Origin of the sequence: Burkholderia sp. Bp9090 (assembly GCF_003857985.1) — a bacterium.
Taxonomy (GTDB): domain Bacteria; phylum Pseudomonadota; class Gammaproteobacteria; order Burkholderiales; family Burkholderiaceae; genus Burkholderia.
This window is the reverse complement of sequence record NZ_QTPV01000014.1, coordinates 22,565-45,742: the sequence shown is the minus strand read 5'-3', so window position 1 is coordinate 45,742 and position 23,178 is coordinate 22,565. Positions and strand designations below refer to the sequence as shown.

Sequence of the window (23,178 nt, the reverse complement as noted above, 5' to 3'; positions counted from 1 at the left end):
CCGCGTATCCGCCGCGGGCCGAGGCGGCGGGCGCCAGTGCATTTTCGTTCAAGATTTTTATCGATATGGCGTTTAGACTCGGGCCACTTTTTGAGACTTTGCGCCCGCCTGCCGTGCAGCCGGGCGCGGACTCCCGCCCCGGTGAACCGCGTGTTCACATGGCGGTCATCGTGGGGAACCTGGAGGCGGCCATGATCCAGATCGGGAATTTGTCGGTGGATTTCGAGCAGCGCGACATACGCGACCACGGTGCGTCGTTGCGTATTGGCGCGCGTGCGCTCGACATACTGGAAGTACTGCATCGCGCGAACGGCTCCCTCGTATCGAAGGACGACATCATGGACGCGGTGTGGCCGGGCCTGATCGTCGAGGAGAACCGGCTGCAGGTGCACGTCGCGACGTTGCGCAAGGCGCTGGGCCCGAACCGCGACCTGATCAAGACGGTGCCGGGCCGCGGCTACCTGCTGATCGCGCATCCGCCGGTCGCGCACGCGGTGGCACCGCGCGCATCCGAGGTTGCACCCGAGGTTGGGCCCGAGGTTGGGCCCGAGCCGGCCGCGGCACCCCATCCGGCGCCGCTCGTCGGGCGTCAGACCGAGATCGGGCAGATCGTCGACATGCTCGAGCGGGCATCGGTCGTCACGCTGGTGGGCGCGGGCGGCATCGGCAAGACGAGCCTGGCCGAGCGCGTCGCGCATGAACTGCGCGGCCGCGCCGGCGAGCGCGTGCTGTTCGTGGAACTGGCGCGCGCGGCGACGCGCGACGACGTGCTGCGCGCGATCGGCGCGGAACTCGGGCTCGACGCGGATGGCGTGCCGGCCGTCGAACGGATCGGCGAGGCCTTCGCCGCGTCGCGCGGCCTGCTCGTGCTCGACAACGCGGAGCACGTCGTCGACCTGGCGGCCGACCTCGTCGAAACGCTGACGTCGCACGCCGCGCCGCTGCGCGTGCTCGTGACGAGCCGCGAGCCGCTGCATATCTCGGTCGAGGCCGTGTTTCGCGTGAGTCCGCTGGCGGTGCCGGACGCCGATGCGGGCGTCGACGAGATCGCGCGCCATTCGGCCGTCGAGCTGTTCCTCGCGCGGATTCGCGCGGCCACGCCCGATTGCGCGGTCGATGCGGCCGGCATGCGGCTGATCGGCGACATCTGCCGGCGCCTCGACGGGCTGCCGCTCGCGATCGAGCTGGCCGCCGCGCGGGTCGCGACGCTCGGGCTCGAGGTCGTCGCGGCGCGTCTCGACGACCGGCTGAACCTGCTGACGGGCGGGCTGCGCTCGGCGTTGCCGCGCCACCAGACGCTGCGCGCCACGTTCGACTGGAGCTACGTGCTGCTGGATGCGGCCGCGCGGTCGCTGTTTCGCCGGATGGCCTGCTTCGTCGGCCCGTTTACGTTCGATGCCGCGCGTGATGTCGCGATGGACCCGGGCATGCCGTCCGCCGAAATGATCGCGCTGCTCGGCGAGCTGGTCGCAAAGTCGCTGGTGACCGTCGAGTTCAACGGCGCGCAGGCGCGCTACCGGCTGACCGAATCGACCCGCGCGTACGCGCTCGAAAAACTGCACAACGAAGGCGAGTTCGACACGGTCGCCGCACGTCATGCGCGCTACGAACACGAGCAGGCGGATGCCGCGATGGCGGCCCAGGCCCAGGCCGCGCATGCGGCCAGCCTGGGTGCCGGCGCGGGCATCGCGCCGCTGCGCGAACTCGCGGTGGCCGGGCCGCCGGCCGCGGAAATCGACGCGCTGGCGCATGCGTTGCTCGAGCCGGCGCGCATGCGCGAAAGTTCGATCCCGGCGAGGCGCGCGCTCGACACGCTCGATGCCGGCGCCCACGGCGCCGTCGACGCGGCACGCGAGATGCGCCTGCGCGCGGCCTACGCGGCGGCGCTGCTGCATACCGACGGCGATACGCACACGGCCGCCGCGACGTGGGACAGGACGCTCGGTCTCGCCGGCCGGATCGGCGACGAGGCGTTCGACGCGCGCGCGCTGGTCGGGCTGTGGAACACGATGCTGACGCGCTCCGACATTCATGAATCGCTGCGCTACGCGACGCGCTTCGAGCGGGCCGCGGAGCGGCGCGGCGACCGGCCGCAGCGGCTGCTGGCGGACGCGATGGTCGCGACCTCGCTGCATTACTTCGGCGAGCATGCGCAGGCGCGCGAGCGGCTGGAGGCGGCGACGGCCGAGCTGGCCGTCGCCGGCGAGCCGCCCTGTGCTCAGGCGGCGCTGGGCATCGACGTCGCGACGCTCGGCCGGACGATGCTGACGCGGCTCGTCTGGCTGCAGGGCGATGCGGAATATGCGATGCGGCTGGCTGCGCAGGCGGTCGAATCCGCGCGCCGCAGCGGCTCAGCGCCGGCATTGTGCGTCGTGCTCGGCGCCGCGGCCGTGCCGATGGCGTTGTCCTACGGCGATCATGACGCGATTTCCGATTATCTGGAGACGCTGCGCTCGACCGCCGATGCGCACGGCTTCGACATCTGGCGCAGCCATGCCGAGTGTCTCGCCGGGCAGTTCGACATGCAGGCCGGCCATCCCGGCGCCGGGCTCGCGCGGCTCGAGCCCGCGCTGCGGCGCATCGAAGCGAGCGGCTTCCGGCGCCTGCTCGCGCCACTGGTCGTCGCCTACGCGGAAGGGTTGACGCGCACGGGCCGCGCGGCCGACGCGTGCACGAAGCTCGACGAGACGCTCGCGCGCTGCCGCGCGCACGGCGAGCATCTGTTCGTGCCGGAACTGCTGCGCGCGAGGGGGCTGGCGACGCTCGAACAGGCCCGCACCGCCGACCCGGATCTCGCGATCGCGTGCGAAGCCGACGGGCACCGTCACCTGCTGATGGCGATTCATGCGGCGAACGGCCAGGGTGCCGCGATGTGGGCGCTGCGCGCGACGCTGGACCTGGCCGATCACCTGATCGAGCGCGGGCGCACCGCGCAGGCGTCGTCGCTGGTGGCCGACCTGTCGGGGCATGTCGACCCGCAATCGCGGGCGTTCGACGTGCGCCGCCTGGCGCGCCTGCAGAACTTCGTTCGCCCGGAGACGGCTGCGCCGACGGGCCTGACGCGCAGGCGACGCGAGGCGGCGGATGCGATGCAGTCGGCGGCGTAACGGCGTGCCGGGCCCGCGCCGGGCGCCGTCGCGTCCGCGCGCCGCGGCGCGGCGGCCTGATCGTGCAATGTTCAAGGGGGAAGGGATGGTCGGTGTATCGTCAAACCGGGTGCATGCCGCGTGCGGCCGCATGCCGGCGTTCGGCGCGAGCAGGGGGGGCTGACGGTGCTCGACACGACGGCATTCGCCGAAGCGGCGGACCTCATCGTCTACAACGGCAAGATCGCGACGCAGGACGTGCGGCAGTCGTTCGTGACCGCGCTCGCGGTGAAGGACGGCCGGATCCTCGCGAGCGGCAGCGGCCGCGACGTGCTGCGCCATGCGCGCGACGGCACGCCGCGCATCGACCTGAACGGCCGCACCGTGATCCCGGGGCTGAACGATTCGCACCTGCACATGATCCGCGGCGGCCTGAACTTCAACCTCGAGCTGCGCTGGGACGGCGTGCCGACGCTGGCCGACGCGCTCGGCATGCTGCGCCGCCAGGTGCTGCGCACGCCCGCGCCGCACTGGGTGCGCGTGGTCGGCGGCTGGACCGAATTCCAGTTCGCGGAAAAGCGCGGGCCGACGGTGGCCGAGCTCAACGCGATCGCGCCCGACACGCCGGTCTTCATCCTGCACCTGGGCGACAGCGCGCTGCTGAACGCGGCCGCGCTGCGCGCGATCGGCTACGGCCGCGACACGTCCGATCCGCCCGGCGGCGAGATCCAGCGCGATCGCCTCGGCCGGCCGACCGGCATGCTGATCGCGCGCCCCGACATGGGCATCCTGCATGCGGTGCTCGAGCGCGCGCCGAAGCTCGGCCACGACGACCAGATCAATTCGACGCGGCATTTCATGCGCGAACTGAACCGTTTCGGCGTGACGAGCACGATCGACGCGGGTGGCGATTTCCAGGCCTATCCGGACAACTACGCGGCGGTCATGGCGCTCGCGAAGCGCGGCGAACTGACGGTGCGCATCGCGTACAGCCTGTTCGTGCAGCAGGCGGGGCGCGAGCTCGACGACTACGCGCGGTGGGTGACGCTGGCCAAGCCCGGCGACGGCGACGCGTTCCTGCGGATGAACGGCGCCGGCGAACTGCTGGTGTATTCCGCGGCCGATTTCGGCAATTTTCTCGAACCACGCCCCGACCTGCCCGACGCGCTCGAGGCGGAACTGGCCGCCGTGGTCCGGCTGCTGGTGCGGCACCGCTGGCCGTTCCGGCTGCACGCGACCTACGACGAATCGATCGGCCGCTTCCTGAACGTGCTGGAAGCCGTGAACCGCGAGCTGCCGTTCGACGGGCTGCGCTGGTTCTTCGATCATTGCGAGACGATCTCGGATGCGAACATCGCGCGCATCGCCGCGCTCGGCGGCGGCGTGACGGTCCAGCACCGGATGGCGTTCCAGGGCGAGTACTTCATCGCGCGCTACGGCGCGGAAGCGGCCGCGCGCACGCCGCCGATCCGCGCGATGCTGGCGGCCGGGCTGCCGGTCGGCGCGGGTACCGATGCGACGCGCATCGCGAGCTACAACCCGTTCCTGTCGCTGTACTGGATGGTGTCCGGGCGCACCGTCGGCGGCACGGCGCTTTATCCCGAATGGAACCGGCTCGGCCGGATGGAAGCGCTGCGCCGCTATACGGTCGGCAGCGCGTGGTTTTCGAACGAAGACGATCGCAAGGGCGCGCTGGTGCCCGGCCAGTACGCGGATTTCGCCGTGCTGACGGACGACTACTTCACGATCGACGAGGCGCAGATCAAGACGCTCTCCTCGGTGCTGACCGTCGTCGGCGGCAAGGTCGTGCATGCGGCCGACGAGTTCGCGCCGCTGGCGCCGCCGCCGTTGCCGGTCAGCCCCGCGTGGTCGCCGGTGGTCGAATTCGGCGGTTTCGGCCGGCGCCGTCCCGCGGCGGCGTCGCTGCGCGCGGCGGGCGGCGGCAGCGCGGATGCCGCCCGCGCGGACGCCGGTGCCGTGCGCGGCCCCGCGGTGCGTTTCGCGCGGCGCCTGCAGGTGGCTGCGCGGGAAGTCGTCGAGCAGTGCGAAGCATTCGGTTATCCCGGCGTCGCCTCGTAGGCGGCAGGTCGGCGGGCCGGCGCGTGCGGCCCGATGAACAGACAATTTTCCGCCCCGGCGCGGGGCAGAAGGAGACGAGATGAGTGGAGCGCCGACGTGCGCACCCGCCGATGACGAAGTCGCCGGCGTTCGCATTCCGCGGACGCCGATGGCGATCGAAGCGGCCGAAGCGGCGTGTGCATCGTTGCCGCCGGTGCTGACCGGTCACGCATGCCGGGTGTTCGTCCTGGCGTCGCTTGCCGCGCGCCGTGCCGGCGAGACGCTCGATGCCGATGCGCTGTACGTGGCCGCGATGTACGCGAACATGGGGCTGAGCCCCGCCTATTGCCGCTCGAGCGCGCGCTACGAGGTCGACAGCGCCGATGCCGCGCACGCGTTCCTGCTGCGGCATCACACGTCGCAGCGCCAGCGCGACGACGTGTGGCGCGCGATCGCGCTGCATACGACACCCGGTGTGGCCGCGCGCGTCTCGCCGCTGGCGTGCGCGCTGGCCGAGGCTGTGGCGGCGGACCTGATGGCGAGCGGCTTCGACGCGTATTCGGTGGACGAGCGTCGGGCGCTGCTCGCCGCGTATCCGCGCGAAGACGGGTTCGGTGACGCGTTCCTCGATGCGGTCGCACGTGGCGTCGCGCACCGGCCGGCGTCGACGTTCGGCACGTGGAGTGCCGATGTGCTCGAGCGTGCCGACCCGGATTTTCAGCGGCCGAATTTCTGCGGGCGCGTGCTGGGCGCGCGCTGGAAGGACGTTTGACGGCTTCGTTCCGGAGCCGGCGGCGCGAGCTTGCCGCGGCGGCAGCTTGGCCGCTGTTGCGGTGCATGGGCGTTCAGGTGCTCAGGCGCTCAGACGTCCAAGCGTCCAAGCGTCCAAGCGTCGAAGCGTCCAAGCGCCCAAACGCCCAAACGCCCAAACGCCCAAACGCCCAAACGCCCAAACGCCCAAACGCCCAAACGCCCAAACGCCCAAACGCTCAAACGCTCAAACGCTCAAACGTTCAAACGTTCAAACGTTCGCGCCCGCCGCGTCATGACGCGCATAGTCGACGTATCCCGCGCGGTCGCCGCCATACCAGCCGACCGGCTTCGGCGCGGCGAGCGGCGCCTTCGCCGCGATGCGCTCGACGAGGTCGGGGTTCGCGATGTAGGCGCGCGCGAACGCGACGAGATCGGCATCACCCGCATCGATCAGCGCATTCGCGGCCTCCGGCGCGATGCCGCCGTTGACGATCAGCGTGCCGCGATACGCGTTGCGCGTGTTGGCGACGATCCGCGGCAGGTCCGGCTCGCCGCTCCAGCCGTTGGTGTCCGCCGCGTGCAGATACGCGACTCCGGCTTCGTCGAGCATGCGGCCGACGTACGCATACGTCGCATCCGGATCCGCGTCGCGCACGTTGTTGTACTTCGCGTACGGCGAGATGCGCACGCCCACCCGGTCGAGCGGCAGCACGCCGCCCACCGCGTCGACGATTTCCTCGAGGAAGCGCGCGCGGTTCGGGAGCGAGCCGCCGTAGCGGTCGTCGCGGCGGTTCAGCGTCGACGACAGGAACTGGTGCGGCAGGTAGCCGTTGGCCGCGTGAATCTCGACGCCGTCGAAGCCGGCCGCCTTCGCGCGCAGCGCCGCCTGGCGGAATTCCTCGACCGTCGCGGCGACCTCGTCGGTCGTCATCGCGCGCGACGGCGTCGCATGAATCTTCGTGTAGTAGCCGTTCTGCAACTGCGCCCACACCTGCAGCTGTTCGAGATCGTCGTTGACGCCGGACGGCGACAGCGGCGCTTCGCCGCCGAGCAGCGTCAGCGAGCTGACCCGGCCGCCGTGCCAGAGCTGCGCGAAGATGCGCCCGCCGTTCGCATGAACTGTGTCGGTGACCTGTTTCCAGCCGGCCGCCTGCTCGTCGGTGACGAGCCCGGGCGTCAGTTCGAACGCCGCGGAGGCCGGGCTGACGTTGGTCGCTTCGGTGACGATCAGGCCGGCGGATGCGCGCTGGGCGTAGTACTCGGCCATGAGCGCGGTCGGCTGGCCGCGCGAAGGCGCGCGAGAACGCGTCATCGGCCCCATCACGATACGGTTGGGAAGCGGCAGGCCGCGCAGATCGTAGTGGCTGAGCAGGGAAGACATGAAGGATTCCTCTTCAGTGGAGCAGGGCGCCGCCGCATGTCGTCCGGTTGCGGCCGGTGCGGCGGCTGGCGCTGCGGAAAATCGGAGATGACGTGCCGGCAGCATTCCGGTGCGCGAAGCGCCCGCTCGGGATTCGCGCGTGAACCGGTGCCGGCGCCGGTTCAAGCCTGGGCGTGGCGTTGCGCGTGCGGCCGCCCGATCACGAGGTAGTGGGCGAGCGCGACGATCGGGAACGCGCCGGCGACGGCCGCGACGAGCGGCCAGCCGCCATGCTCGTACAGCGGGCTCGCGAGCGCGGAGCCGACGGCCCCGCCGACGAAGATGCTGGTCATGTACAGCGCGTTCAGGCGGTTGCGGCTCGCCGCATGCAGCGCGTAGATCTCGCGCTGGCCGAGCACCATGTTCATCTGCACCGCGAAGTCGAGCACGATGCCGGTGACGACGAGGCCGTACAGCCCGGCACCGTGGACCAGTGCAACCGCATACGACAGCGCACCCGCGACCAGCGCGATCAGCGTCGCCCGCACCGTGTGCCCGGCATCCGCGAGGCGGCCGGCGACGGGCGCCGACGTCGCGCCGATCGCACCGACCAGCGCGAACAGGCCGATGGCCGATTGCGACAGGCCGTAGTGACGCGTGAGCTCGACAGGCACGGCGGTCCAGAACAGGCTGAACGACGCGAACATCAGGCCCTGGTAGAACGCGCGATGGCGCAGCACCGGCATCGTGCGGACCAGATGCAGCAGCGAGCCGATCAGTTCGAAATAGGTCGCGCGGTGATCGGGCTGGCGCGACGGGATCGTCAGCGCGAGCACGGCCGTCACGAGCGTCATCAGCACGGCGGCGGCCGCGAACACGAAGCGCCAGCCGAACGCGTCGGCCACCACGCTCGACAGCGGGCGCGCGAGCAGGATGCCGAGCAGCAGCCCGCTCATGATCGTGCCGACCACGCGGCCGCGGGAATGATCGGGCGCGAGGTGCGCGGCGAGCGGCACGAGGATCTGCACGGCGACCGAGCTGAAGCCGATCAGCAGCGAGATCGCGAGGAACGGCCCGGGCGTATGCACCATCGCCGCCGCCGCGAGGCTCGCGATCGACACGACGGCGGTCGTGATCATCAGCTTGCGGTTCTCGAGCAGGTCGCCGAGCGGCACGATGAAGAACAGGCCGAGCGCGTAGCCGATCTGCGTCAGCGACACGATGAGGCTCGCGGTTTCGCCCGACATGTGCAGGCTGGGTGCGATGAGTTCGGTGATCGGCTGCGCGTAGTACAGGTTCGCGACGATCGCGCCGCAACTGAACGCGAACAGCAGGATGAGGCCCTGCGTGAGCTTGGCCGCGTGCCCCTGGGGCGCGAGCGGGGTGGATTCTGCTGACATGGTCGACTCCTTCGAAAGAGATGTCGGGTGCCCGGTCGTCGGGCGGATGATGCGGTGTGGGTCGCGGCGAAACGGAAGCCGCCGCATTGCCGTCAAGATTATTGATCGATCGATAACAAGGGAATACGGCCGCCGCGCAATCGAGCATTGCGCGGCGCGCAAAGGGGGCGGATCGCGGGCGGCGTCATGCGCGTCCGCCGCGGCAGGGATCGGCCGCGAACCGCATGCCGGTGACGGCGAGCCCGGCCGCGGCGGGCGCGCAGGTGGACGCCGGTGGCGGCGAGCCTGGCCGACGCGAGCGCGCAGGCGGACGCCCGGGGGCGGCCAGATGGCCGCGCAACGGTTCGCCGTGCGTGTCGGGAAAGGTGGTCAGGCGGCGCAGTACCGCGACCGCGCCGCCCTGAGCGGGCGACGGCCGGTCGCGACGTTCGTGGACGGCGGCCTCGCGGCCGATGCAATTCAGCGTGACGGCGGCAGCCAGGCCCGCGATGGAGCCGCCGGCGATCGCGATCTTCATGATGGCCTCTCGTCGCGGGCCTCCGGCGCGGATATCGCGGATCGCGAAGCCCATGAAACCAGTCTGGATCGCGCGGGCTGAATTGTCCTAAAACGCCGCCTTAAATCACTTGATTCATGCGCTGCGCGATGCGGGTGGCCTTCAGCCTCGCTGGCCCTGCAGCGTCGGGATCTGCGCGAACAGGCCGGCGAGCCAGTCGACGAAGACCTTGAGCTTGACGGGCGTGTGCCGGTTGGGCGGATACAGGATCGAGATCGGCCGCGGCGGCGTGTTGAAATCGGTCAGCACCTCGCGCAGGCGTCCCGATTTCAGGTACGGCTCGACCAGGTACAGCGAGGTCTTGATCAGGCCGATCCCCGCGACGCCGCATGCGATGTAGGTGTCGGCGTCGTTGACCGCGACCGTGCCGCACATCTGGATGATGCGCGTCTCGCCGTCGACGACGTAGTCCCACGGCCGCGGCCGGCCCGTATCGGCCGACATGTGGCTGACCGCGATGTGCTGCGCGAGGTCGTCCACCGTATCGGGTGCGCCGCAGCGCTCGAGATACGCGGGGGCCGCGCAGGTGCAGGTGGTGAGGCTGCCGATCCGTTTCGCGACCAGCCCCGAGTCGTCGAGCGCGCCGATGCGCACGACGCAGTCGACCCCTTCGCCGACGAGGTCGATCTGCCGGTCCGTCACGCCGAGTTCGACCGAGATGCCCGGATGGGCGGCGAGGAATTCGGGCAGCGCGGGCACCATGATCTGTTTCGCCATCGCCGGCGGCAGGTTCACCTTCAGGCGGCCGCGCGGCACGTTGCGCGCCTGCGAGACGGCCGCTTCCATGTCGTCGATCTCGCGCAGCACGCCGACGCAGCGTTCGTAATAGGCCTGCCCGTCCTCGGTCAGCGAGATGCGGCGCGTCGTGCGGTTCAGCAGCCGGCAGCCGAGATGCTGTTCGAGCGTGCTCAGCAGCGCGGACACGCGCGGCGTCGTGAGCCCGGTGGTGTCCGACGCGCGCGTGAAGCTGCCCGTCTCGACGATGCGCGTGAACACGCGCATCGAAAGCAAGGTATCCATCGTTCAGAAATCTCCAGCCTGTCGGGTTGCCAGCGCCGGTCCGTGCCGGCGCGGTCGGTTGTGAGGTGCGGCTATGCGTCGATCCGTTTCCTGAGCGAATCGCCGGCGAACGGCATTTCGCGCATGCGCTGGCCGGTCGCGTCGAAGATCGCGTTGGCCAGCGCGCCCGCGGTCGGCCCCATCGACGCCTCGGCCGCGCCGAGGAACGGCGCACCGGGGCGATTGATCAGATGCACCTTGATGCTTTGCGGGGCCGAGCCGAACCGCAGGATCGGATAGCTGCTCCAGTCGAAACTGCGAATGCGCTGCGTATCGTATTTCAGCGCCTCGTACAGTGTCCAGCTGGCGGCCTGCACGATGCCGCCCTCGATCTGGTTGCGGATGCCGTCCGGCGACACGACCTGGCCGGCGTCGACCGCGACTTCCGCGCGATCGAGCGTCACGTGGCCCGTCTCCGGCTCGACCGTGATCTCGACCGCGATCGCGACGTAGGCCATCAGGTTCTTGTACTTGCCGAACGCGAAGCCGACGCCGCGATTGCGCGCGCGCGGCGGCCGCGGCCAGCCGAACCGGGCCGCGGCGAGCTGGATCACCTGCCGCGCGCGCGGGTCCTGCATGTGGCGCAGGCGGAATTCGACCGGATCGACGCCGGCGGCGTGCGCGAGCTCGTCCATGAAGCTCTCGATGGCCCACACGTTGGTGTGCGCGCCGAGCGAGCGCATCGCGGAAGTCTGCAGCGGCATCGTCGGCGAGAAGTTGTTGACGATGTGCATGTTGGGCAGCGCGTAGAGCGGGATCGCGTTGCGATCGCCGCCGCCCTCGGGCTGCAGCATCGGCGTCGACGGCGCGGACACGAACGGCGGCTCGAGCATCCGCGCGGGCAGCAGCCGGCCGGCGTTGACGATGCGCTCGTTGTGCGAACTGCTCCACAGCGCATAGTTCCAGTCGACGATGCGACCGCCCGCGTCGAGCGACGCGCTGAGCTCGGTGACCATCGCCGGCGTGAAGTGGTCCCACGTATGTTCCTGCTCGCGCATCCATTGCACGCGGATCGGCTTGCCGGGCATCGCCGCCGCGATCAGCGCCGCATGCGCGGCCGCATCGTCCGCGCCGTTGTGCCCGTAGCAGCCGGAACCCTCGGTGTGAATGCAGCGCACGCTCGCCTTCGGCAGCGACAGCATCTCGGCAAGGGCGTCGCGCAGCGGGTACACGCCCTGCGAGTGGGTCCACACCGTCAGCGTGCCGTTCTCGAGATGCGCGACCGAACACGACGGCCCGATCGAGCCGTGCAGCAGGTAGTTCTTCAGGAACGTGGCGGACAGCGTCTTCGTCGCAGGCGCGGTGGGCGCATGCGTGTTGGCGATTTCGATGCGCTGGGTCGCGATCCGCTTGAGCTCCGCGTGGACCGTCGCGCGATCGGGCAGCGTGCGTCCGCCGGACCAGCGGCAGCTTGCGGCCAGCGCGCGCTGCGCGACGACCGCCTGCCATTCGCCATGCGCGACGACCGCGAGCATGCTGCCGTTGCGCACGATCCGCACGACGCCCGGCATCTTCAGGATCGCGGCTTCGTCGAACGACTGCAGTGCCGCGTCGTACACCGGCGGCATCACGACGCGCGCGTGCAGCATGCCCGGCAGTTCCATGTCCTGCACGTAGCTGACGCCGCCCGTGACCTTGTTCGGGATGTCGACGCGCGGCAGCGACGTGCCGATCACGGTGAACGTGGCCGGGGGCTTCAGCGGCGAGGTCGGCGTCGCGTTGCGGTGCAGGTCGACGATGCGCACCGCGTCGCCGTAGCGCATCGTGCGACCGTCCGGCGCCTTGATGACGGCATCGGCGACGGTGAGCGTGCGCGGATCGACGCCGAACTGCTTCGCCGCGCCGTCGACCAGCAGCCCGCGCACCTGCGCGGCGGCGTTCAGCAGCGCGGAGCCGCTGTCCGCCATCGTGTGGCTGCCGGCCGTCAGACCCTCGTCCGGCGACGCGCCGGTGTCGGCGGTCAGGAACGTGATCAGCGAGGGCTTCATGTTCAGCTCCTCGGCGGCTACCTGCAGCAACGCGGTGCGCACGCCGGTGCCGAGCTCGACCTTGCCGGTAAACACGGTGACCTTGCCGTCGGGCGCGATCTTGATCCACGCGTCGAGCAGCGGGTTGGTCTTGAGGCTGCCGGCCAGCGTTTCGGTGGCCTTGGCGACGTGGACGGCGGCGCCTTCGTCCGCGATCACGACTTCGGCGGCCGCGCGCGCGGCCGGCGCGAGGCTGAACGCGACGAAGAGCGCGCCGGAGACCATGAAGTGCCGGCGGCCTTCGTCGATGTCGTCGGGTGCGTTCATCAGATTCCCTTGCTGATCATGACCGGCGCGGCGGACGGTTCCGGCTCCGGCAGGCCCGCGACCTGGCGCACGGCGGCCAGGATCCGCATGTGGGTGCCGCAACGGCACAGGTTCGGTTCCATGTGGGTGCGCAGCTCGCGTTCGGTCGGTTTCGGGTTGCGTTCGAGCAGCGCCTGCGCGCGCATGATCATGCCCGCGATGCAGTAGCCGCACTGCGCCGCCTGGTGGTCGATGAACGCCTGTTGAAGCTTGCCCGGATGGTCGGCCGTGCCGAGGCTTTCGACGGTTCTGACGCGGCGCTCGCCGAGCGCGGCGACCGGAATCAGGCACGAGAACATCGGCTTGTCGTCGACGATCACGGTACATGCGCCGCATTGCCCGAGGCCGCAGCCGAATTTCGCGCCGTGCAGGTGCAGGTCGTTGCGCAGCGCGTACAGCAGCGGCGTCGACGGATCGATGTCGAGCGTGTGCCGCACGCCGTTCACGGTGAGGGCGATCATGGTGCGCGGTCCTCCTTTCTGAGCTTCGCGGCTAGGGTGTCGATGCCGCTCCATGCGGGGCGATCGGAATACGTCTCGCGCAGGTAGGCGGCGAGATCCGCGATCTGCGCGTCGTCGTACTGGTCGAGGTAGGACGGCATGTAGTTCAGCGTGTCCTCGCCATGCCAGCCGATGCCGTTGAACATCATCTGGATCGCGTTGCGCGGCGTGTCGGCATGGATGGCCGTGCTGAACGCGAGCGTCGGCCGCTCCCCGATCGACTGCATCGGCGAGACCGGCCCGTGACACTGCGCGCACGACGCCTGGAACAGTACGGCGCCGCGCTGCGCGGCCGGCGTCGTCGGGCCGTGTTCCGTGGCGGCCGTCGTTGCGGGACGCGCGGCGGCAGGCTTCTGGATGGACAGGATGTACGCGGCGATCGCCTCGACGTCTTCCGCCGGCACCGTCGCGAGATCGCGCGTGACCGGCAGCATCGGTCCGGCAGCCGCGCCGTGCTCGCTCGCGCGGCCGGTGCGCAAGTACGTGACCAGTTGCGCTTGCGTCCACGGCCGGGCCGCGTTGCCGAGCGTGTTGAGCGGCGGCGCGTCCCAGCCGTCGACGATGCCGCCGTCGAACGCCTTGCCGGCCTGTTCGCCGCCGATCGCGTTCAGCGGCGAATGGCAGGACGCGCAGTGCCCGAGGCCGTCGACGAGCATCTTGCCGCGATTCCATTGCGCGGATTGCGACGGATCGGGCTGGTACGCGCCCTCGCGCAGGAACAGCACGTTCCAGAACGCGACCAGCGGCCGGAAGTTGAGCGGGAAGATCAGGTCGTTCGCCGGCGTCTTCGTCTGCACCGGTTCGCGCGTCATCAGGTACGCGTATGCGGCCTCGATGTCCTGGTCGGACATCCGCGTGAAATGGATGTACGGAAACGCCGGGTAGAGCGGATGGCCGTCGCGGGCGATGCCGCTGCGCAGCGCCCGCGCGAACGCGGCCTGCGACCAGCGGCCGATGCCCGTGTCGGCATCCGGCGTGATGTTGGTCGCGTAGATCGTGCCGAACGGCGTCGCGAGCGGCAGGCCGCCGGCGAACGGCTTGCCGTCCTTCGCGGTGTGGCACACGACGCAGTCGCCGAGCGCGACGACGCGTGCGCCCGCGCGCACGAGCTGCGGATCGAAAGACGTGCGCGCGGGCGGATCGACCGGCGCGATCGACGGCCGGACCATGATGCCGATCGCGACCGCGAGACCGACGACCGCGACAACCGCCGCGCCGAACCAGAGTCTTTTGTGCTTCATGCGTACTCCGCGCGAACCGGTTCATCCGGCGTCATGCAATCGGCGTGGCACGGGAACGGACGCCGGCCAGGCCGGTTGCCCGCTGCGGCGCGCACCGGTGTGGCGTAGCGCGCGGGCCGGTGTGCGCGGCCTGGACAGCGCGTGCCGGCGGTGGATGTCGCAGCCGGGGCCGCCGGATGGCGATGCGGCATCGCCGATCGATCCGGCCATGCGAGGCCTGTCCGGCCGCAGCGATTCGCGGCGGCAATCATGTCGTCACTCCTGGGGTGGGGCGCGCGGGCCAGAGGCCGCGCGGCGATTGATGGAGGCAGTCTACGCTGGCGTCGGCGGCAATTCCTGAAGCCGCGCTGAATCGTTCTGAACGGTGACGGGCGGCGCACGCGCACACGCCGGCCGTGACTTGCGCGCGAGCGGCGCCAGCGCCGGCGCGAGCAGCACGAACGTGAAGTCGCCCACCTTCGACCCTGCCGGCGGCGACCACTTTCTTGCAGCCGTGCGCGGGTCGAATGATGCGCGTGGCAAAACAGGCCGGCGCAGCAATGGCCGCGCCGTGCGGCATCAACCGGGCAGGTTCCGTCGAAGAACGCGGCCGCCGATGCCACAAGGTCAGGATAACGAAGCAGAAAGGAAACACGGAACATCATGCAATGACCTCAGCGCGGCGAGCCGAGGCCGAACGATGCGGCGAGTTGCGGCCCTTTCTCGAGCAACGCGGTCACTTCCTCGCGCCGCCGCGCCGACCATTGCGCGAGCCGCTCGACGACATCGGACGCGTCGGCCGGTAGCGCTTGCGCGAGCGACACGGCATCGCCCGCCGCCTTCGATGTGCCGGATGCCGTGTGCGGGCGCACGGTGCAGGCCGCATCGCCGACCAGTGCGACGCGACCGTCGGCGAAGGCGGGGCTCAGCACGTCGAAGATCGCCTGATTGAATGGCGCGCGTGTCGCGAGCACCAGCTGCGACAGCGATGCCGGCAAGCGCTCTTGCGCCAGTTGCCGCAGCGACGCAACGGTCTCGTCGGCAAGCATGCCGGGGTGCACGGACGCATGATGGACGTTGCCGTTCCGGTCGGTCAGGTGGCGGCGCAGCGCGGCGCGATCGGCTTCGTTGCGATACCACAGCCAGTTGAAGCGGCGCGTGCCCGGCACGAGCGAGCCGTCGAGCGCCGGAATCAGGAACGCCATGAACAGTTCGCCCGGCGCCTTGTGAAGCGTCATGTTCTCGATCAGCGGCGCGATCGCGGCGGGCTCGAAGCCGGCTTCGTCGACGATGCCGCGCCACGCGAGGTAGCCGGCAAACGACGGCGCATGGCCGGGAAACAGGCGCGTGCGCAGGCTCGAGCCCGCGCCGTCGGCGGCGATCAGCACGTCCGCGCGGATGCGTTCGTCGCCCAGGTGCACGTCGACCCCGCCGGCATCCTGCTCGAAGCCGCTGACCGCGCGGCCATAGCGGATGCGTCCGCGCGGCAGCGTGTCGCACAGCGACCGGTAGACGGCGTCCCACGACGAGAACGGCAGCATTTCGGGTTCGTCCCGCGTGACGCTGCCGTCGCGCTCGATCCAGCGACGCCGACGCGTCGGCACGCTGATCATCTGCCGGCAATGACGGCCATGCTGTTCGAGAAACGCCATCATCCGGCGCAGCACGGCCACGCCGCCGCCCTGGCCGCGCAGCGGGGACGGCGAGCGCTCGTAGACCGTCACGTCGTGACCGATGCAATCGAGCGTCAGCGCGGTCGCGAGACCGGCGATCGACCCGCCGGCAATGACTATCTTCATTCTGCGTGGTTCCTTGTTGGAAAAGCGGCATGGCGGTCCGGCTGCGCGGCGTGCCGACGGCTCGCCGGATGATGGCATGTCGGCCGGCGGGCTGCGCCGATCGTGCAAGCGTCGTCGCGGGAGCGCGACATGGCGGCCCGATCGCGCTAGATCCGCAGCAGCTTCCCCGCATTGCCGCCGAGTATCAGCGCGCGCTGGTCCGCGCTCAGGTCGAGCCGGTCGAGAAAGCGGACCGGCTGTTCGTAACCCATGTCGAAGCAGTAGTCGCTGCCGAGCACGAGCCGGTCGATGCCGACGTTCGCGATCAGGAAGTCCAGCACCGGCCCGGAGTGGGACACCGTGTCGTAGCTGAAGCGCCGCAGATAGCTGCTGGGCTTCTGCGCGAGCCGGCGCGTTTCGGGGCGCACGGTCCAGCCCGCGTCGAGGCGCCCCGCGACGATCGGCAACGCGCCGCCGGCATGCGGCAGCGTGAAGTGCAGGTCCGGATGGCGATCGAGCACGCCACCGAGGATCAGGTGCGCGGCCGCGATCGCCGTGTCGAACGGATTGCCGAGCAGGTTGCTCAGATAGAAGTCACCGAGCCGTGCGCCGCCGACCGTTTGCTGCGGATGCAGGAACACCGGCAGGTTCAGTTGCGCGATGCGCGCGAAGACGGGTGCGAACAGCGGGTCGTCGAGATCGCGATTGTCGATGTTGGTGCCCATGTACACGCCGCGCACGCCCGGCAGCTGCGCGGCGCGCTCGAGTTCGTCGATCGCGTCGGTCGCGTTCAGCATCGGCAGCGTCGCGAGTACGACGAAGCGCGTCGGATGCCGCTCGTAGACGCGCGACGCGGCCGAGTTCCAGTCGCGCGCGAGCTTCGCATTGAACGGCCGGTCGGCCCAGTACGCCATCGGCACGCTGAGCGACAGCGCCTGGACGTCGACGCCGGACGCATCCATGTCCGTGAGCCGCGCATCGACGTCGATGAACTTCATCGGCAGCGGGCCGAGGCCGCCGGCGGGCGTGCGGAACGTGAACGACGCGTCGTCGCACGTGAACGACCCGCCGAAGCGCTTGCCTTCGCCGCCGACCAGATTGCAGAAGCTTTCCGGGTAGTAGTGCGCGTGGATGTCGATCGCGCGCGGCCGCTGCAGCGGCGCGGTGGCCGATGCGGCCGGCGTGCTCGCGGTTGCGGCAGCCGGTGCCGAACGGCCGGCCAAGGCCGTGCCGGCGAGCGCGGCGAACGTGCCGAGCAGGCGTCGCCGGGCCGGCGACGGGCAGCAGGTGCAGGTCAACGTGGGATGTCTCATGAGGATGTCGGCCCTTCGAATCGTGCGGCTCAGCCGCGTTGCGTGATGCCCGTTGTGGTGCCCATTTCGCACGCGACGAGCTGGGTGTCGAACTGCGCACGCTCGTGTCGCGCGCGGGCCGAGCGATCGGTGACGGAGAACAGGGCGACGCCGGCGAACGCCGCCGCCATCGAGAACAGTGCCGGGTATTCGTACGGATAGACCGCATGCGCATGACCGAGCACCGTCACCCACACGGTCGGGCTCAGCACCGTGAGCGTGACGGCGGTGGCGAGCCCGAGCAGGCCGCCGAGCACCGCGCCGCGCGTCGTGAGCCCGCGCCAGTAGATCGAGAGCAGCAGCACCGGAAAGTTCGAGCTCGCCGCGATCGAGAACGTGAGGCTGACGATGAACGCGATGTTCTGCTTCTCGAACGCGATGCCGAGCAGGATCGCGAGCACGCCGAGCACCACGGTCGTCGCGCGCGCCACGCGCATTTCCTCCTGGTCGGATGCGCGTCCGCGGCGCAGCACGTTCGCGTAGAGATCGTGCGAGATCGCCGACGAGCCCGCGAGCGTGAGTCCGGCGACCACGGCGAGGATGGTCGAGAACGCGACCGCGCAGATGAAGCCGAGGAACACGTTGCCGCCGACCGCGTGCGCGAGGTGGATCGCCACCATGTTCGCGCCGCCCGTCACGGCGCCGGACGCGTCGTGGTAGTGCGGGTCCGGCGCGACGAGCGCGATGGTGCCGAAGCCGATGATCACGATCAGCACGTAGCCGACGCCGACGATGCCGGTCGCATGGAGGATGCTCTTGCGGGCAGCCTTGACGTCGCCGACCGTGAAGAAGCGCATCAGGATGTGCGGCAGGCCCGCCGTGCCGAAGATCAGCGCGAGGCCGAGCGACACCGCCGAGACCGGATCGGAGACCAGGCCGCCGGGGCGCAGGATCGCCGCATGCTTCGGATGCACGCTGACTGCCTGCGCGAACAGTGCGTCGAGGCTGAATCCGAAACGGCCGAGCACCATGAACGCCATGAACGCCGCGCCGGCGAGCAGCAGCACGGCCTTGATGATCTGGATCCAGGTGGTCGCGAGCATCCCGCCGAAGAATACGTAGACGACCATCAGCACGCCGACGACGAGCACCGCGACCGTGTAGTCGAGACCGAACAGCAGCTCGACGAGCTTGCCCGCGCCGACCATCTGCGACACGAGATACAGCAGCACGATGACGATCGAGCTCGACGCCGCGAACGCGCGGATCGGCCGTTGCCGCAGGCGATAGGACACGACGTCGGCGAGCGTGTACTTGCCGAGGTTGCGCAGCGGCTCGGCGATCAGGAACAGGATGATCGGCCAGCTCGCGAGAAAGCCGACCGAATAGATCAGGCCGTCGTAGCCGCTCGTGAACACCAGCGCGGAAATGCCGAGCAGGGATGCCGCGGACATGTAGTCGCCGGCGATCGCCCAGCCGTTCTGGAACGCGGTGATCCGGCCGCCGGCCGCATAGTGGTCGGCCACGCTGTGGTTCTTGCGCGCGGCCCAGCGCGTGATGACGAGCGTCGATGCGACGAACAGCAGGAACATGCCGATCGCGACCGGGTTGTGCCCGTGTGCGATCGCCGCGGGGCCGGCCGCGAACGCCGGTGCCGTGCCGGCGGCGGCGATCGCGGCGAGAAGCAGGCGTTTCATGGCGTGTCTCCGTGACGAAGGGACGCGACGAGCGCGTCGTGGACCGAATTGGCCTGGAATACGTACAGCGCGACGAGCGCGAACGTGACGACGAACATGCCGAAGCCGACCGGGATGCCCCACGGCGTCGGCCGGCCCGGCACGATCGGCTGACCGAGCAGCGTCGGCGAAAACGCGAGCGTCAGGATGAACGCGAAATAGAGGGTGAGCATGACGACGGTCAGCGACCAGGCGAGCAGCCTTCTGCGCCTGACGAGCGCGCGAAAACGGGCGTCGCGCAGCAGCGGATGGGCGGGCTGCGCCGGCGAGTCATGCGCGGGCGCGGTGCCGGCGGTGGCTGGAAGCGGATGGTTCACGGTGTCTCCTCGATGGATCGAATGTCGCGGCCGGGCGTCGGGCGTCGCGCGTCTCGTGCGCGGCGCCCGCCCGTGCCCGGCTCGGAAATGCGGCTCAGAAATGCGGCTCAGAAATGCGGCGGCACCGCGGTTTCCCGCATCACGACTTCCGGCGTGCGATAGCGCTCGGCCATTTCGCGCTCGGTGTCGTTTTTCAGTTGCGCCTGCATGTACGCGCCGAGATGGCGCGCGTGCTGCACGATCGCGACGCCGAAGGCGGTGCGCGTCTCGCTGTATTCGCACAGCGCGTCGAGCGTGTCGGCGCGCGTGGCGAGCGACGCGACGAGCGCGAGCGCATCGCCGGCCGCCTTCGTGACGCCCATTCCGCAGTGCGGCCGCGCGACGAACGCGGCATCGCCGAGCAGCGCGATCCGGCCGAACGCCATGCGCGGCACTTCGAGGTCGTAGATCGGCTGGAACAGCGGCTGCGTCGCGCGTGCGACGACTTCCGCGAACTGCGGCGCGAGCAGCGCGTGGGCCGCGTCCTCGAGATCGGCGAGGACGTCGCGCCGGATCAGCGTCGGCGGAATGCCGCCGGCCCACAGCTTGCCGGTCTCGTCGGTCAGCAGGTTCGGCAGGTCGGTGTCTTCGCGCGTCGCGCGATACCAGACGAAGTTGTAGCGGCGCTCGCCGGGTTGCGTGCTGTTGCCCTGGCCGGCGACCGGGTAGCCGAGGATCTGTTCGTGCGGCGGCAAGCCGAACGCGAACTTGTCGAACAGGCTCGCGTGGGTCGCTTCCGACAGCGCGGCTTCGTCGACCAGCCCGCGCCATGCGACATAGCCCGCGTATTGCAACTGCGCGTCCGGCAGCAGCCGCTCGCGGATCGCGGAGCGGAACCCGTCGGCGGCAATGACGAGATCGGCATGCACGACCGAGCCGTCGGACAGCGTGATAGACGCGTGCTCCGGCCCGTCCGCGACGTCGGTCACGACGGCGCCCGCGTGATAGTGCTGATCGGGCAGCGCCGCACGCAGCACGTGGTACATCTTGCTCCACGCGGTGAGCGTCTGCGGCAAGCGCCGTTCCGATTCCACGGCGCCGTCCTGCGACAGCGTGATGCGCGACTCGACCTTGACGCCGATCGACGCGTCGATGCGCACGCCCGCGGCGAGCATCACGTCGAACAGTTCCGGATGCGTGACGATGCCGGCACCACGGCCCGACAGCGCCTCGGGCACCCGCTCGTAGACGTCCACGTCCCAGCCGTTGCGCAGCAGGAGGTTGGCTGCGAACAGCCCGCCCAGCGAGCCGCCGACGATGGCGGCCTTGCGTTTGCTTGCACTGATGTTGTTCATGTCAGTCTCCGGTGGATGCGCCAGCCGATGCGGCCGCGTCGGGAAGCGCGAGGCCCTCGACCTCGGCGGCAGGGAAGTTGAGTTCGATCGTCACGCCGGACGGATCCTCGATGAAGACCTGGTGCAGACCGAGGCTCGGCACCGTGCGGTCGCGCCACGGGATGTTCTCGGCGCGCAGCGTGCGCCACGTCGCCTCGACGCCGGTCGCGAGGAACGCGATGTGGTCGACGGTCCCGGTGCCGGCGGCCGGCAGCGGCTTGTCGCCGAGATAGGCGGCAAGGCCGTCCGGATTGGACGGATCGACGCCGATGATGTGGACGATGCCGTAGTCGGCTTCGTCGCCGCCCTTGTAGAGCCACGCGCCCGGAAAGTCGAACGGCGGACGATAGCCGCGTTTGAAGCCGAGCACGCGTTCATAGAACCGGCACGATTTCTCGAGATCGAGCGTGCGGATCGAGTAGTGCGCAAGTCTGGATACAGGCATGGGACACCTCGTGTTTATCAGTCGATAAGTTATCGTTCGATAAATTCTAGTGGAAAAGATCGGCAGGACAAAGCCGCGATCGAGCGGTGTTTACCCGCAGTGGAAATGGGTGCCGGATGCCGGCGCGCGATGCGCTACGACGCGATTTCGCCGGCCATGACTTCGTCCGCGTAGCACCATACCCAGCGCTCGCCCGGCTCGATCGAACGGGCGAGCGGATGGCCGGTTTCGTGGAAATGCCGGCTCGCGTGGCGATTCGGCGACGAGTCGCAACAACCGACTTGCCCGCAGCTCAGGCACAGGCGCAGATGCACCCACCGGCTGCCGGACTTCACGCATTCCTCGCAGGTGTGCTTGTCGGTGTTCAGGACGCGTGCTTCGCCGAGATGCGTGCAGGTCGTGGTCATCTTTCGCTCCGGTGCCGGCGCCGCAGGGTGCTCGCAGCGCGGCCGGCACGACGCTGCAAGCGGAGGTGGACGGGCTTCATTGTGGACGGCGCGCGGCGCGCGCCGACCTTAATTCTTGTTAACCGAGGTGGCGCGGAGGCGACGAGGACGTACAGTCGCCGGTGCGGCCGCCATGAAACGCGGCAGCGCGCTTACCGGGAGGGATTCATGACGCAGTCTCAGCATGTCAAGGTCATCGGCTTGCCGAACAGCAAGGAAGCCTACGCGATTCGCGATTTCCTGAAGCGCGGCGTGGTCGGGTACGCGTGGTGCGAACTGAGGTCCGACACCGACTGCATGCGCGAACTGGGCATCGCGCCGCTCGCCGACCTCCGGCTGCCGGCCGTGGTCTTCCCGGACGGCACGTGCCTCTACCAGCCGACGCTGCCGGAGATTGCCGCGAAGCTCGGCTGGGTCGCCCGGCCGCGCTTCGTCGAGTACGACGTGTCGATCTACGGTGCCGGCCCGGCGGGCCTGTCGGCTGCCGTCTACGCGGCATCGGAAGGGTTGCGGGCCGTCGTGATCGAGCGCGATGCGGTCGGCGGACAGGCGGGGACGAGTTCGCTGATCGAGAACTACATGGGATTCCCGGACGGCATACCGGGCGCCGAGCTGGCCGAGCGTGCGCGCCAGCAGGCGGTCAAGTTCGGCGTCGAGCTGCTGATGATGCGCGAGGGCGTGCATGCAACGTTCGTCGACGGCAAGATTCGCGTCGACCTGGCCGACGGCTCGATTCTGACCGCGCGCGCAAATATCTGCGCGACCGGCATCGAATACCGCAGCCTCGGTCTGCCGGACGAACAGCGCTTTCTCAACGCGGGCCTGTTCTATGGCGCGGGATCGAGCGAGGCGCCGATGTGCGAGGGCAAGCACGTGTTCATCGTCGGCGGCGGAAATTCGGCCGGGCAGGCGGTGATGAACTTCGCACGGCACGCGCGTGAAGTCACGATGATCGTGCGCGGCGCATCGCTCGCGGCAACGCTGTCGCGCTACCTGATCGACCGGATCGAGCGCATGCCGAACGTGACCGTCCGCTACGGCACGACCGTCGACGCGTTGCAGGGCGACGGCCGGCTCGAGGCGATCGTGCTGCGCACGGAAGACGGCGCGCGGGAAGTGCTGCCGGCCACGCACCTGTTCGTCTGCATCGGTGGTGCGCCGAACACCGAATGGGCGAGGGACACGAACATCATTCGGAACGAGAGCGGCTACCTGGTCACGGGCAGCGACCTCTACGACTGTCCTGCATTCGGGCGCGTGTGGCCGCTCGAGCGCCGGCCCTACTATCTCGAAACGAGCGTGCCGGGTTCGTTCGCGGCGGGCGACGTCCGGTCGGGCTCGGTCAAGCGGGTGGCGTCGGCGGTCGGCGAAGGGGCGATGGCCGTGACCTTCGTGCACCGGTTCCTGAGCGAGGACGCGCAGCGGCAGGGCGCAGCCTGAGCCGTGCGGCGCCGGCGCCGCGATGC

General features: G+C 69.8%; 18 protein-coding genes. 4 read left to right on the top strand and 14 right to left on the bottom strand.

Features of this window, described 5'->3' with window-relative positions; translation table 11 throughout:
• Nucleotides 1-191 precede the first annotated feature (191 nt).
• The 3 genes from DIE16_RS15500 to DIE16_RS15490 all read left to right on the top strand — a co-directional run bounded on the left by DIE16_RS15500 (nucleotide 192) and on the right by DIE16_RS15490 (nucleotide 5,916).
• The gene (locus DIE16_RS15500) at nucleotides 192-3,107 is read left to right on the top strand and encodes a winged helix-turn-helix domain-containing protein (RefSeq protein WP_124892713.1); all 2,916 of its coding nucleotides are present in this window, start codon (nucleotides 192-194) and stop codon (nucleotides 3,105-3,107) included.
• Nucleotides 3,108-3,272: 165 nt separating this feature from the next.
• Nucleotides 3,273-5,165, top strand: coding sequence for an amidohydrolase (locus tag DIE16_RS15495; protein WP_124892711.1), 1,893 nt, complete (start codon nucleotides 3,273-3,275; stop codon nucleotides 5,163-5,165).
• 79 nt (nucleotides 5,166-5,244) lie between these two features.
• Nucleotides 5,245-5,916: a phosphohydrolase gene (locus DIE16_RS15490; protein WP_124488029.1), complete on the top strand. Its 672-nt coding sequence runs from the start codon at nucleotides 5,245-5,247 to the stop codon at nucleotides 5,914-5,916.
• A 249-nt stretch (nucleotides 5,917-6,165) separates the two neighbouring features.
• Here DIE16_RS15490 and DIE16_RS15485 read toward each other — a convergent pair whose 3' ends face one another.
• From DIE16_RS15485 to DIE16_RS15420, 14 genes are all read right to left on the bottom strand, one after another.
• Nucleotides 6,166-7,278, bottom strand: coding sequence for an alkene reductase (locus DIE16_RS15485; RefSeq protein WP_124646369.1), 1,113 nt, complete (start codon nucleotides 7,276-7,278; stop codon nucleotides 6,166-6,168).
• A gap of 161 nt (nucleotides 7,279-7,439) precedes the next feature.
• Nucleotides 7,440-8,657: an MFS transporter gene (locus DIE16_RS15480; RefSeq protein WP_044847102.1), complete on the bottom strand. Its 1,218-nt coding sequence runs from the start codon at nucleotides 8,655-8,657 to the stop codon at nucleotides 7,440-7,442.
• Between the two features lie 184 nt (nucleotides 8,658-8,841).
• Nucleotides 8,842-9,174 (bottom strand): hypothetical protein, encoded by a 333-nt coding sequence (locus DIE16_RS15475; protein ID WP_124488027.1) that lies wholly within the window; start codon nucleotides 9,172-9,174, stop codon nucleotides 8,842-8,844.
• A 141-nt stretch (nucleotides 9,175-9,315) separates the two neighbouring features.
• Entirely contained in the window at nucleotides 9,316-10,233 is a 918-nt protein-coding gene (locus DIE16_RS15470; protein WP_044847103.1) for a LysR family transcriptional regulator, read from the bottom strand.
• A gap of 71 nt (nucleotides 10,234-10,304) precedes the next feature.
• Nucleotides 10,305-12,566: a molybdopterin cofactor-binding domain-containing protein gene (locus tag DIE16_RS15465; RefSeq protein WP_124646368.1), complete on the bottom strand. Its 2,262-nt coding sequence runs from the start codon at nucleotides 12,564-12,566 to the stop codon at nucleotides 10,305-10,307.
• Nucleotides 12,566-13,066, bottom strand: a complete 501-nt coding sequence (locus DIE16_RS15460; RefSeq protein ID WP_044847105.1) for a (2Fe-2S)-binding protein — start codon at nucleotides 13,064-13,066, stop codon at nucleotides 12,566-12,568. The genes DIE16_RS15465 and DIE16_RS15460 overlap by 1 nt, the downstream gene beginning before the upstream one ends.
• A complete protein-coding gene (locus tag DIE16_RS15455) occupies nucleotides 13,063-14,346 on the bottom strand; it encodes a cytochrome c (protein ID WP_124529621.1) in 1,284 nt (427 codons plus the stop codon). The genes DIE16_RS15460 and DIE16_RS15455 overlap by 4 nt, the downstream gene beginning before the upstream one ends.
• 653 nt (nucleotides 14,347-14,999) lie before the next feature.
• Nucleotides 15,000-16,124, bottom strand: coding sequence for an FAD-dependent monooxygenase (locus tag DIE16_RS15450; RefSeq protein ID WP_124892622.1), 1,125 nt, complete (start codon nucleotides 16,122-16,124; stop codon nucleotides 15,000-15,002).
• A gap of 146 nt (nucleotides 16,125-16,270) precedes the next feature.
• The gene (locus DIE16_RS15445; RefSeq protein WP_124892620.1) at nucleotides 16,271-17,416 is read right to left on the bottom strand and encodes an amidohydrolase family protein; all 1,146 of its coding nucleotides are present in this window, start codon (nucleotides 17,414-17,416) and stop codon (nucleotides 16,271-16,273) included.
• A 29-nt stretch (nucleotides 17,417-17,445) separates the two neighbouring features.
• Nucleotides 17,446-19,092, bottom strand: a complete 1,647-nt coding sequence (gene actP, locus DIE16_RS15440) for a cation/acetate symporter ActP (protein ID WP_124892618.1) — start codon at nucleotides 19,090-19,092, stop codon at nucleotides 17,446-17,448.
• Complete coding sequence (locus DIE16_RS15435) at nucleotides 19,089-19,448, bottom strand: DUF485 domain-containing protein (RefSeq protein ID WP_124892616.1); 360 nt, start codon at nucleotides 19,446-19,448, stop codon at nucleotides 19,089-19,091. The genes actP and DIE16_RS15435 overlap by 4 nt, the downstream gene beginning before the upstream one ends.
• 107 nt (nucleotides 19,449-19,555) lie before the next feature.
• On the bottom strand, nucleotides 19,556-20,782 hold the full coding sequence (locus DIE16_RS15430; RefSeq protein ID WP_124892614.1) for an FAD binding domain-containing protein: 1,227 nt from the start codon (nucleotides 20,780-20,782) through the stop codon (nucleotides 19,556-19,558).
• Nucleotide 20,783: 1 nt separating this feature from the next.
• Entirely contained in the window at nucleotides 20,784-21,266 is a 483-nt protein-coding gene (locus tag DIE16_RS15425) for a VOC family protein (protein ID WP_124521102.1), read from the bottom strand.
• A 134-nt stretch (nucleotides 21,267-21,400) separates the two neighbouring features.
• A complete protein-coding gene (locus DIE16_RS15420) occupies nucleotides 21,401-21,673 on the bottom strand; it encodes a ubiquitin carboxyl-terminal hydrolase 14 (protein WP_124892612.1) in 273 nt (90 codons plus the stop codon).
• Nucleotides 21,674-21,880: 207 nt separating this feature from the next.
• Here DIE16_RS15420 and DIE16_RS15415 point away from each other — a divergent pair, with 207 nt between their 5' ends.
• Nucleotides 21,881-23,152, top strand: coding sequence for an NAD(P)/FAD-dependent oxidoreductase (locus tag DIE16_RS15415; RefSeq protein WP_124892610.1), 1,272 nt, complete (start codon nucleotides 21,881-21,883; stop codon nucleotides 23,150-23,152).
• Nucleotides 23,153-23,178 lie beyond the last annotated feature (26 nt).